13 protein-coding genes and 2 pseudogenes are annotated in these 12,141 nt (G+C 37.4%); 2 read left to right on the plus strand and 13 right to left on the minus strand.

The features are described 5' to 3' along the window. Positions 1–199: 199 nt before the first annotated feature. The 11 genes from CXF64_RS10945 to CXF64_RS10990 all read right to left on the minus strand — a co-directional run bounded on the left by CXF64_RS10945 (position 200) and on the right by CXF64_RS10990 (position 6,855). Positions 200–805: a DUF998 domain-containing protein gene (locus CXF64_RS10945; RefSeq protein ID WP_024591784.1), complete on the minus strand. Its 606-nt coding sequence runs from the start codon at positions 803–805 to the stop codon at positions 200–202. A gap of 122 nt (positions 806–927) precedes the next feature. After that, on the minus strand, positions 928–1,278 hold the full coding sequence (locus tag CXF64_RS20815; protein ID WP_165783608.1) for a hypothetical protein: 351 nt from the start codon (positions 1,276–1,278) through the stop codon (positions 928–930). Between the two features lie 111 nt (positions 1,279–1,389). Next, a complete protein-coding gene (locus CXF64_RS10950) occupies positions 1,390–2,178 on the minus strand; it encodes a trypsin-like serine protease (protein WP_101217013.1) in 789 nt (262 codons plus the stop codon). A gap of 89 nt (positions 2,179–2,267) precedes the next feature. Beyond that, positions 2,268–2,750 (minus strand): GNAT family N-acetyltransferase, encoded by a 483-nt coding sequence (locus CXF64_RS10955; RefSeq protein ID WP_101217014.1) that lies wholly within the window; start codon positions 2,748–2,750, stop codon positions 2,268–2,270. A 94-nt stretch (positions 2,751–2,844) separates the two neighbouring features. Next, positions 2,845–3,447, minus strand: coding sequence for a DUF998 domain-containing protein (locus CXF64_RS10960; protein ID WP_165783611.1), 603 nt, complete (start codon positions 3,445–3,447; stop codon positions 2,845–2,847). Between the two features lie 112 nt (positions 3,448–3,559). Continuing rightward, positions 3,560–3,931 (minus strand): energy transducer TonB, encoded by a 372-nt coding sequence (locus tag CXF64_RS10965; RefSeq protein ID WP_101217015.1) that lies wholly within the window; start codon positions 3,929–3,931, stop codon positions 3,560–3,562. An 83-nt stretch (positions 3,932–4,014) separates the two neighbouring features. Continuing rightward, the gene (locus CXF64_RS10970) at positions 4,015–4,527 is read right to left on the minus strand and encodes a hypothetical protein (RefSeq protein WP_101217016.1); all 513 of its coding nucleotides are present in this window, start codon (positions 4,525–4,527) and stop codon (positions 4,015–4,017) included. Positions 4,528–4,599: 72 nt separating this feature from the next. Continuing rightward, entirely contained in the window at positions 4,600–4,926 is a 327-nt protein-coding gene (locus CXF64_RS10975) for a hypothetical protein (protein WP_133120268.1), read from the minus strand. A gap of 184 nt (positions 4,927–5,110) precedes the next feature. Then, the gene (locus CXF64_RS10980) at positions 5,111–5,518 is read right to left on the minus strand and encodes a hypothetical protein (protein WP_101217018.1); all 408 of its coding nucleotides are present in this window, start codon (positions 5,516–5,518) and stop codon (positions 5,111–5,113) included. 104 nt (positions 5,519–5,622) lie between these two features. After that, entirely contained in the window at positions 5,623–6,207 is a 585-nt protein-coding gene (locus tag CXF64_RS10985; protein ID WP_101217019.1) for a M23 family metallopeptidase, read from the minus strand. 117 nt (positions 6,208–6,324) lie between these two features. Further along, positions 6,325–6,855, minus strand: a complete 531-nt coding sequence (locus CXF64_RS10990; protein ID WP_101217020.1) for a hypothetical protein — start codon at positions 6,853–6,855, stop codon at positions 6,325–6,327. A 243-nt stretch (positions 6,856–7,098) separates the two neighbouring features. Between CXF64_RS10990 and CXF64_RS10995 the strand changes: the two are divergent. Continuing rightward, positions 7,099–7,779 (plus strand): annotated as a pseudogene (locus tag CXF64_RS10995) (integron integrase); the annotation flags it as partial. 279 nt (positions 7,780–8,058) lie between these two features. Further along, a pseudogene (locus tag CXF64_RS11000) lies at positions 8,059–8,325 on the plus strand (tyrosine-type recombinase/integrase); the annotation flags it as partial. 190 nt (positions 8,326–8,515) lie between these two features. On the opposite strand, the gene CXF64_RS11005 reads toward CXF64_RS11000, so the two are convergent. Both CXF64_RS11005 and CXF64_RS11010 read right to left on the minus strand, forming a co-directional pair. After that, entirely contained in the window at positions 8,516–10,771 is a 2,256-nt protein-coding gene (locus CXF64_RS11005; protein ID WP_024592148.1) for an acyl-CoA dehydrogenase, read from the minus strand. A gap of 339 nt (positions 10,772–11,110) precedes the next feature. Next, positions 11,111–12,139, minus strand: a complete 1,029-nt coding sequence (locus CXF64_RS11010) for a zinc-binding dehydrogenase (protein WP_101217021.1) — start codon at positions 12,137–12,139, stop codon at positions 11,111–11,113. Positions 12,140–12,141: the final 2 nt, after the last annotated feature.

Below are 12,141 nucleotides of genomic sequence, written 5' to 3' on the forward strand. Positions count from 1 at the left end.
CATATAAGAAACTAGCAAAAAAGAATTAAATGCTAATCAATGCACAAACATCGATGAATTTACTTTAAGCAAATTGACTCCAAAATATCATTTACACATAACGCCGCAATAAGCGGAAAATTATAGTTGGCTAAAATGTTTGAGGAACGAAAAACAGCCAACTGTAAATTTTCCGTTTGATTGCCTTGTTAGTTTACAATTACACCAACACTAATGAAAAGACACTTAGCCAAATTAGCTGAAAGCCATATGAAATACGTTGATGAATGCCAGGATTACTTTGATTTTTTACGGCTTTAGCCATAGCGAATAGATAATAAACCGCAGCGATAACAGAAATAACTGAAAAAATACGGAAATATAGAGGGATAATTTCTGTTGTTGGACTTATAGCTACTAATATTGGTGCTACAACTAGCGAAAGTAACATGATAAAACCAGCCCAAGAATGTACCTTACAATTAAAAGTTGGATTCTTAGTAAATGGATCTGCGTCCATAGGGAAATACCCAGCTACCCATGTACCAATGCCATGAGCTATGACCAACCAACCCGCAATATTCACTAAGATTGAAACGCTTGAAAGCTGCGCCAAATACCAACCGAAAAAGCAAAAGAGAAAGCCTAAAGGGTAATTATTAATTAAGGGTGACAATTTTTCTGTTGGGCTACCTGTTGCACCTAACTCACTACAAAATTGTTTAGAATGGCTGTAACCAGCATAAAATCTACTTGCTACGTAAACACCAATGAAGATCCAGATTGTTGCAATTAACCCTGAATAGATCGCAATACTTTCAAACACTACCAAAATCCTTTTTGTAAACTAACGCCCTAATAATGGGCAAAAAATTGTTGGCTAAAATGTTGAGGAACGAAAACAGCCAACTGTTTTTTGTCCTTATTTATTAGCTTGTTAAGTTGCATTTACACACCGTAAGCTAACATAACAGCCATTGCAAGAGGCATTAAAAGTAAAACAATAAACATAACAACCTCCAGCCACTCTTTAGCTAGAGTTACAGAATACCAAAACGAATTTATTGAGGTACTTGAGTCGAGCTTTCCGAAGTATTGCAGGAAGCCGGCAATGAAGAATGCCTCTGCCCCTAATATTGCAGCTAACATAGCGGCAAATGATAGGTATGGAGTTTGCTGACTCATATTGCCCAATATAAAGAAGAGAACAATAAGAACAACAGTTGAAATAATAAATGATTTTTTCAACTGAGCATATTTCACAGCTAACTCATTAAATCCTTTTGGGGAGAATATCACCCGAACTCCTTTTGCAATTTAACGCCCTGTTAACAGGCAATAAAATAGTTGGTTAAAATAAGCAACGAAGGAGCAAAAACCAACTGTTTTTTGTCCTTGTTTAACAGCTTGTTAGCTACCCAATACACCTAATATCCAGTCATGGTAATTTGACACCCTAACTTGATAAGCAGTAGTACCATACAAACCACCTTTAAAATCAGATATATCGCCACGCCCTAACTGCCAACTTGATAAACCAACAAGAAAAGGGACACCTTCTTGAAAGATAACAGAAGCACCACCGCTATCTCCTGAACCATGCATACCTTCAAGTGGTAATGCGTTTCCTGGTTCGTCAAAGTTAAATGCTAACCAGTTACCTTTCGCACTTTCAACAATATTTTGAAATTGGTTCATCACACGAAGTGATTTAGTATCTGGGTCTTCCCCAGTTAATCCGTTCCCAGTAGCTCCCCTACCATAGACTGTAATTGTTTTGTCTTTTTCACTTTTACCAGAATATATACTGATTGGTTCTACACCACTAACAGTTGAAGTTAATTTGATTAACGCTATATCACTCCTAGATTCGAAAAAATTCATTAATGGCGCTAAATCACCTTTAAGTAAATCTTTATTAGGTTGAGTGTAATCTGGGTGTATATGAACGCTTTCAATTTCATACACTTTTGAACCAATTAATAAATCCTTACCAACATAATCATAAAATATAGTGTGTGCTACAGTTACAACCCATTGTGAATTTATTAATACACCATGTCCTTCATGGGGCATATCTATTAGATATTCAGGAATTTTGTCAATGACATAATTTTCAGGGGGAACATCATGCCTCTTCACTACAGCATTGCTGCATGTAGAAAAGAAAATAATTGATAAGATAAATAAAACTTTCATATTACGTCCATGTTCATTGATGGGTAGCTAACGCCGCCTTAAGCGGTGAGTAATTGTTGGCTAAATGTGTAGCGAAGCGGAACCAACTGTTACGAATCCGATTTTAAGGCCTTGTTAGCTGTATTTAACGACTTACCTAAGAATACAACTGTGGTTTTACCCAAAACCTCTTCCTTAATACGCCTGTACCCACGGCGCTCATACATACCAAGGTTGACTTTACTATTAATACCAGTAAACAATTCTACATGGTTTGCTTTAGGATAAAACTGCTCTAATGCACTAAGTAGCTTGGAGCCAATCCCCATACCTTTAAAGTCAACTTTCACAGCCATACGGCCTATATAGGAAGTTGAACCATTTAATTTAACTTGTCCACTTGCAATAATCTGATCGTTCAAAACAATTTTTAAAATACATTTATTATTAAATTCAGACTCAAGTTCAGCTAAGCTCTGAGTTAACGGGGGTATACTAAAATCATTATGTAATTCAGCTTCTGAAATATACGCTTCCTTTTGAATTTGAAGAATAATAGGCGCATCTTCAATTTTTGCTTCTAAAATTTCCATTTGCACGAACCTATATTTATACAGCTAACGCCTAAATAACAGGCTAAGTAATTGTTGGCTAAAATTGTGTAGCGAAGCGAAACGTAGCCAACTGTTACGTGTCCTTGTTGATTTTCTTGTTAGCCAAAAATTGGCAACATGCAAGTTTATACGCTGCAACACCAAACCAACCCATTGTAGGAATTGCCCACAACCTTTGGATTAAACCATTAATTTCTTGAGGAATAAACCCTGCGTAAATAAGCCAAAACATAAAAACATGCAATACAGTAACAGCAACAGATAAACTTTCAAATACACTAGATTTAATTATATTTTTAAACTCAAGAGCAAAAGCCATAGGAGCAATAATCATGAATATTGATAAGTTATACAAAAGATGAAGCGGAGTTTCGAGTGTCCAAATTCCCGCACTAATCATGCTTATACCAAATAAGGATGTTGCTAACATTGCGGTAGAAAATCGATTTAGCGAGAGTGATTGCATTGCAAATGCGAAACCACACATAGATAACCCAATGATAATGTCAGCTATACGGTGGGTATAAGCATAAATTGGATCTTCTAATGCAACATAACTAATACTTTTTGCAACGAAATCAAAATCAGGAATGACAACTCCAAGCCCTATATTTACTATTGAAGCGATCCAAATGATATGAGCTTGTTTCAGTAACCAGTAGTTTAGATTTTTCACCGTACTTCCTTTTTCGGCTAACGCCCAATTAACAGGCAAAAAGTAGTTGGCTAAAATAAGTGAACGGAGTGAACAAAAAGCCAACTGTTTTTTGTCCTTGTTTAATTTCTTGTTATATTTTAAATTCCACGGTTTCTTCTCTGTAAACTTTTACCGTTTTACCATTCAAAAGCGCTGGTTTGTACAACCACTTACCAAATGCTCGTTTTGCTTCTGATTCGAATATACCTTTTGGTTGTGAATCAATAACCTTTATATCCGATACTTTTCCATTTTCAGTGATAACCGCAGACATTTTAACCCAACCTTCAATCTGTTCTTCTGCAGCTTTTTTAGGATAAATAGGTGATATATGAATAATCCATTTAGTAGGTGCATCAACTTGATCTAGTTGATATACAGTCTGATCTGCGTTTTGATCAATTTGAGTTGAAGCACAGCTAAATAAAATTGAACATATTAAAATAGTTAGAAATTTACGCACGAATCATCCTTAAAATATAACGCCTCACTAAGAGGCAAATAATAGTTGGTTAAAATAAGCGACGAAGGAGCAAAAACCAACTGTTATTTGTCCTGCTTGAGTGACTTGTTATATTTTTTTAGCTCCTCACATAACTCAAAATAACTTCTATCTTCTGTTATTGACACTTCGCCGTCAGCAAAAACCTTTAATAGTTTGCTATTCGGAACATACTCCGTTCTACCGTTACAATTAACCTTATTAGGAGCTCCGTAATAGATATTAAACTCAAAATATTTAGCACTTCCATCTTCATTCAAAGCCGCATCTTTGATAATGAACTCAATATCTTTTACCTGAACCGATGTCTCTTTTCTTAAAGTTTCTATATTAGGAGTAAACCAACCATGTTTAGCCGTAGAAATTCGTAATTCTCGGATCCTTCTATCTGAATCAGTTGTTGGATAAAACTCTAATATAGTTTCACCGAAAGGATGAGGTATAGAAACTTCATAAGTGATTTTTTTAAGTGGCAACCATTTAAAATCCAGTTGAACACTTGCATTAAGCGCACCTGAAAAAGTAAATAGCAATGTAAATAATGCACGATTCATCATAAAAATATAACGCCTAAATAACAGGCTAAAAATAGTGGGCTAAAATGGAGCGGAGCGAACAGCCCGCTGTTTTTAGTCCTTGTTGATTTTCTTGTTATATACCCGTTGATACACAGCTACAGCCTGTTTTGCAGAACTGCTCTTAGTTAACAGATAGTTGACTATAAATATTAAAGGAAGGAGTAGCAAGAAAACTAAGTCGCTGGCATCACTTTTAGAAACTGATGACCAAACGGGAAGACTAAAATTACCACTTAATAATAATGTAGAAATGAAAAAACTTTTTAGGTATCCGTCAGTTTCTTTGTAAATATTAAAGTTTCGGAAAAAAAATAAAGCGGCAACCAAAGCAATTAGACTTGAAACGGCAACCTTTTCGTAGTTTCCATTAGCTAACATTGCAGCTAAAAAACCAGGGTACATTGCTAAGATGGCACAAGGCAGCGCAATTATGTTTATCGGCTTAATGATGCACCTCAACTTCCTTTTAGGGTATATAACGCCCAAATAATGGGCTAAAAATTGTGGGCTAAAATGGAGCGAAGCGAACAGCCCGCTGTTTTTAGTCCTTTTAATTTGCTTGTTAGTTGCCGATTACAGGCAACCCTTTTGAAACATGTAATACATCAGCTACCCAAGAACCATTTTCTTGGCTTGATAAATAGGTAGATGACAACTGGCTCTTTAAATGTAGAATTTGATGTGACTCATCAGTAAACACAAAACTTATATCTTGCCCGATTAAATCGCGCCAAACTTTCCAGTTAGTTGCATCAATAACATGATCAGGTTCATTGTCGTTGAACCTTTCAGATTTAAACCCAATACAATATTGAACTGGTTCGTTACACCAAGAGAAATATAATTTTTCACCAGCTTCAAATTCTAAGTAAATTTCACGATCTATTTCATGAGATTCAGAATCTGACTGCCCCTTCAGCGAACCAAAGTCAATTTCAAACAATTCGTAAATTACACGCTTAAGTTTCATAGGCAACTAACGCCCTGTTAACAGGCAAAAAATAGTTGGCTAAAATAGCGACGAAGGAGCAAAAGCCAACTGTTTTTTGTCCTTGTTTAACAGCTTGTTATGCATTACTCACCGCTTTCTTCACGAGATTTTAAGTCTATTGTTTTTTGGTCAAAACGAATTTGCAGAGGTTGCTTTTCCTTCCATGCAGCAATATGTAAATGAGGGTTACGGCTATAGCCATTATTACCAATGGTCGCTACAACTTTACCAGCTTTGACAATGTCTCCAGTAGATACATTGATGTTATCAATATGTGCGATAAGAACTATAGTTCCATCAGCTTTTTTAAACGATATTGAACCCGCTCTGCCAGGAGTCATAATTCCTGGTTCATTTGTTATATTATTTTTATTAATAGATTCAACAGTACAATCACATGGAGCTAATACATTCTTACCAAAGCCATACCAATCTTCATTTTTATGTCCGTTGTCTTTAAATGTTCTCATAAATAAACGTTCACCTGACTCGTAAAAGTCTTGGACTACACAGTCAGTACCTAGAGCATCCCCCGCATACTTAAATTGACCATCCCAATGCTCAGTACAATTAAATGACTCTGCGACAGGAGCGTGAATTTTAACAATGTCAGTAGCGAATACCTGAAAAGAAAAAAACAAACTTATTAATATAAAATACGGCTTCATTGAATATCCTTATATGCATAACGCTTTGCTAAGCGGCAATAAAATGGCTGGCTAAAATTAGCGAGGAACGAGCAAAAGCCAGCTGTTTTTTGTCCGTTTAAGCAACTTGTTAGAAAATTATTTAAACCAGCCTTTCATTGTTAACAACATAACAATTGCTTCTTTAATGCTCTGGTTTGTATATATTTGTTTATTTTTATCAATTGATTCTGCTGGTTTGAATGCAGCGTCCAATTCCAGAACTAACTCTTGAGCTAATGGCTTAATATCTTGAACTGATGATATTTGATTTTGCAGCTTAGCTGAAAGCATTTCCTTTTGATACATAGCAGCAATTAGGTCCGCACATGTAGCAAGTTTATTTTTATAAGTAGCTTGTTGCCATGCTACAGCATTTTCAGAATGAAGTGTTCCACCTTCATACCAATTAGAAGTCTGGGATATTTTTTGTTCCGAGTCTGATTTAGAAGTATGTTCAGGATCGTCACTGGAACATTGAGAAAGCAAAAAGCCTAGAAAAATAATAACACCAAAACCAATTAAATAATCTTTAGGTTTCATTCCTGGATTTTTAACACCACATTCGGGGCATAATTTAGCAGTTGTTGATACTTCATGGTTACATTCCTTACACGCTACGAGTGCCACTTAACTCTCCTTAATTTTCTAACAACTTTGTCTACGACATTTGTCGTTTTATAAACCGACAAATGTCCATATATTACAATGCATTTATCTTAACCATCAAATAAACACCTGTAAACAATTAGTTAACTGAAAATTATTTTTAATCAGTGCGAAAATGCACCGAAATGGTGGAGATCAGTAATATTGGACAAAACAACAAGCACTGTCTATATACACAGTTAACTTTTGCTAGAGATTCATATCATGAAATCACCTTTTTTAACTATGATAGCCGAACAAATGTATCTAAAGCGTTATGCTAAAAGTACCGTTAAAGCGTATTTATACTGGATAGCTTCGTTTATTCGATTTAACTCTATGAGGCACCCAACAACGATGGGAGACAATGAGGTCGAACTTTTTTTAAACCACCTTGTCAACCAACAAAATGTTGCTCCTAACACTCAAGCGCAAGCCTTAAATGCATTGAGCTTTTTATTTAAAGAAGTGATTAAAAAACCACTTTCATTATCATTAGGTTTTATTAAGAGCAAACGAGCAACTAAACTACCGGTAGTTTTAACGCAGCAAGAAATAAATAATTTTTTTAAAGTGTGCTCTGCAAAGCATTATTTACCCTGTGGATTACTTTATGGTAGCGGTATACGCTTAATGGAGGTACTGCGTTTACGGATACACGATATTGACTTTGACTATAACTGTATTCGAATTTGGGATGGCAAAGGAGGCAAAAATCGTGTTGTAACGCTTGCAGTAGAGCTCACACCGCAATTACGTTCTCAAATACAATTAGTTGATAGTTACCTGCAATTAGATTTGAAAAACCCCTTGTATAGCGGCGCTTACATGCCTCATTTATTACGTAAAAAATATCCAAACCACAATAGACAGCTGGGCTGGCAATATTTATTTTCATCTTATAAATCAGGGCCTGTTGACCTTTCAGGATTAAAATTTGTTCAATCTAGGGGCTATTTAATCGCGGCGTGAGGTTTGTAACCTAGTGGGCTAAGTAAAAACCGAGCAACAAAGAGTAAATTGCCCCTAGGCAGAACCCTTCGGGCAGCGCATGTTTGGCATTTATTCCACGTTATCGCCTATTTATGGGGAATAACCACACTACATAGGCTCTGCCTTGCCTAAATACCAAACACACTGCTGCAAATTTAACCTCGAAAGATAAACAGGCCCTAAGTCTTGATCGAGAGTAAGCAATTAAGACGTCATCATATCGATGAAAAACAATTACAACGCGCTGTTAAAAAAGCCGCTTTTGATGCACATATTAACAAACATGTTACGCCACATACTTTGCGTCACTCTTTCGCTACGCATTTGCTGCAAAGCGGCGCTGATATCCGCACAGTACAAACACAGCTAGGTCACAGTGATGTGCGTACTACACAAATTTATACCCATGTATTGCAGCAAGGTGCTAATGGGGTTATTAGTCCTTTTTCAAGATTATAAGCGTCTCTTTTTAATCCTCTACAGATACATACTCGCTTACAAATCAATACCGCTATCTATTTCTACTTTAAAAAACACATAAAAAAGCCCCGCTTGTTTTTACACAAGCGGGGCTCCACACTAATACTTTTCAACAATAAAAGCGCCGATACTGCGGGCGCTTTGCATTATTGAATTTAATTACTTTAACTTACTGATTAACTACGCTTTTAAGCGGGTTAATCGGCTGTGCGTTATCGTCTAGTAGGTTCATATCAAAATCGAACTCATCTACACGAATCGCTTTTTCACGTTTGATGTTGTAATCAATTAACTGAACGTGTTCAGCTTGCGTGATTACGTTTGCCGCTAGTGCGTTATCAAGCGTGATGTTAAAGCGTATACCTGGTTTAATTACTTTAGCACGTAATGCTTTTTTAACTTTAGCCAGTTCGCCAAGTGATGCCATTTTAGCTTTGTAAGCTTGCTCATTAATATGATGGCCATCGCCCACTACTGGTTTAACTAAATGCGTGATTTGCGCTTTAAATGCGGTATCTAGCTGAGCTTGCTTAGCTAGTTCGCGGATTAAATCATCGCTAATTTTTGGCATTTTAGTTGAGTAGTTCATTGTAATGAAACGAATAAACTTACGTGTACCGCTTGCAGGGAAGTTATCTAAAAACTTATGCAATGCTTCTTCAGCACTTTGTAGTGCAAAACGAGTCGCGTAATGGAAATACGGTGCTGCTTGCTCACGGTCACTACTTGATACTTTTTGCTCGTAGTATTTAATTGATGCCATAGCTGCATATAAGAAGCTCATTACATCGCCTAAACGTGCCGATAGCATTTCTGCTTGTTTTAACTTACCGCCAAGTACAAGTAACGAAAAGTCTGCGTACACTGCAAGTTTTGCAGATAATTTATGTACTGCTTTTTCGTAGTCGCGTACTTCTGGTAATTCAGAATTAGCACTTGCTGTAAATGGTAAAACACCTAAGCGGAAAGCACGTAAGCTGTTTGCTGTGCTGTAGCCAATTGTTTTACGTAAAATACCGTTAAATTCTTTATCTGCGCCTTTGTCTTCGCTGTGAATTGACTCAACCATAGATTGTAAATATGGGTGACAACGCATAACACCTTGACCAAAGATCATTAGGTTACGTGTAAGAATATTCGCGCCTTCTACCGTAATGGCAATCGGCTGAGCAACATAACCACTTGCTAATGTATTTTGTGGACCGTTTTGAATCGCTTTACCCGCTTGAATATCCATTGCTGAATCGAGTACGTCGCGACCAAGCTCTGTCATGTGGTATTTAGCGATTGCGGTTACTACTGATGGTTTTAAGCCCATGCCTAAGCCTTCAGTTGTAAGTACGCGCATTGCTTCTTGTAGGTATGTTTTACCTGCAATGTCAGCTAGTTTTTCTTGAATACCTTCAAACTGGCCAATGGCTAAACCAAACTGTTCACGCACTGCTGCGTATTCAGATGCTGATTTAAATGCAACTTGTGCTGTACTAACACCTAGCGCAGGTAATGAAATACCACGGCCAGCACCTAAACAGCTAACCAGCATTTGCCAACCACGGCCGATATTTTTCTGTCCACCAATAACAAAATCCATTGGTACAAATACTTTGTTACCACGTGTAGTACCGTTGTAAAAACGAATACCCATTGGGTCGTGACGATTACCAAGCTCTACACCTGGGTGCTCTTTTGGAATAAGTGCACAGGTAATACCCAAGCTTTCTTTACCACCTAATAAACCATCAGGGTCCATTACTTTAAAAGCTAAACCAAGTACGGTAGCAATAGGTGCAAGCGTTATGTAGCGCTTGTCCCATGTGATTTCAAGGCCAAGTACTTCTTCGCCTTTATACATGCCTTTAGTAACTGTACCAATGTCTGGAATGCCACCTGCATCAGAACCCGCTTCTGGGCTTGTTAATGCAAAACATGGAATGTCTGTACCATTTGCTAGGCGTGGTAGGTAATGTGCTTGTTGTTCTTGCGTACCAAAGTGAAGTAATAGCTCACCCGGGCCTAACGAGTTAGGAACCATTACGGTTACCGCAACTGCTGAGCTTTTAGTCGCAATTGTGCCAACAATAGTAGAGTTTGCATAAGGGCTAAACTCTAAACCACCAAACGACTTAGGAATGATAAGCGAGAAAAAACGCTCTTTTTTCAAAAATTCTAAGATGTCATTTGGTAAATGAATGCCGTTTTGAATCACTGAATCGTCAATCATGCCCAATAACTCTTTTACTGGACCGTCTAAGAATGCTTGCTCGTCTGCGCTTAATGTAGCAGCAGGTACGTCGCGAAGTGCACTGAAATCAGGTTTACCTTGATAGATAGACCCTTCAAGCCATACATCACCCGCGTCTAGCGCTTCTTGTTCTGTGATAGAAATACTTGGTAATACTTTTTTTAGTTTTGTACGTAAACTCATGATTGAACTCATCCGACCAGCTAAATAATAACTACATTACGTCATAAAAAATCGTTTAGATCAATTACTCTATTCAATTAATTAACAGTTTTTTCAATTTATTTTCTTTACCTGAACGTAAACTGTTGAAACACAAAGGCTTACAGTTGTACGCTGAAAAAAAGTATTTTAGCTAAAATGATGAATAAAACAGCAAAAGCTCTAGCGCTGTATCTATTTTTTTATGGGCATAAAAAAACGCAGCACAAATAGGCTACGTTTTTATTCAATTTGTAGAGGCTACATTATCAGTTAATCTAGCTAAAACTACTTAAATTTAAATCAAATTGTATAAGCGCTTCACTTAGCAACTTTAACAACTTGCTTGCCGGTAAAACCACCAGCAAGTTGTTTATTAAGTGCTTGCGATACTGACTCCGCACTAAAGTCTACGGGCGTTATTTCTGGGTGTTTAATGTCGCCACTAACAGCTCCTTCAAGTAACAGGTTGCCCATAAAACTCAAACGTTGTTGTGCACATAAACTATTAGCAAGCCATGCACCACCAATTGATACAACGCTAATGTTGGGCGCTCGGTGATACATTAAGTCTTGATCAAAACAAGGTAGCGGATTTAAGCAGGCAATACGTCCGCAAAAACGCATTAACTCAATATTACGCTGAGTACACTCACCACCTATCGTATCAATAACCGCATCAAAGCCTTGCGGGCCAAGTTCTCTGCGGATTTTTTCGCATAGCTTTTTATCGCTATAGTCAAAAATCACATCAGCGCCTAGCTGCTTAACCAATTTATGGTTACGCTTTGATGCAGTGGTAAATACATCTGCACCACGCTGTTTTGCATATTGAATAGCAAACTGCCCTACCGCTCCGGCTCCGCCTTCAATAAAAATAGTATCGCCTTCACTAATGCCTATTTTATCTAAGCTAATAAGTGCTGCCATACCGGCGCATGGAAGTGTTGCTGCAATGGCCGGATTTAAACCGCTTGGCACAACCGACACTGCAAAGTTAGGTACTTTGGTGTATTCGCTCAAAGCACCTTGCTCACCAATGTTGGCATGCCACATAACGCGCTGGCCAACATTTGGAAACACACCTTTATTAGCTTTAACCACAACACCTACGGCATCTAAGCCTAAAATGTGTGGATACTGCCATTTACAAAAGCCTGTTTTAGCAAATTGACCATCAACTGGATTTAAACCAACGTACTCTACTTTTACAAGCAGCTCGTTATCTGCACAAATAGGAACAGGCAGCTCAGCATCCGCTAAGTCAATTGCTTCATTTGGTTCTGGCAGTACAATAGCGCGCATCGTTTGCGAGATAATGTATTCATGTAAATTTTCAGTATTTGGCATCA

Source organism: Pseudoalteromonas sp. GutCa3, assembly GCF_002836155.1.
GTDB lineage: Bacteria > Pseudomonadota > Gammaproteobacteria > Enterobacterales > Alteromonadaceae > Pseudoalteromonas > Pseudoalteromonas arctica.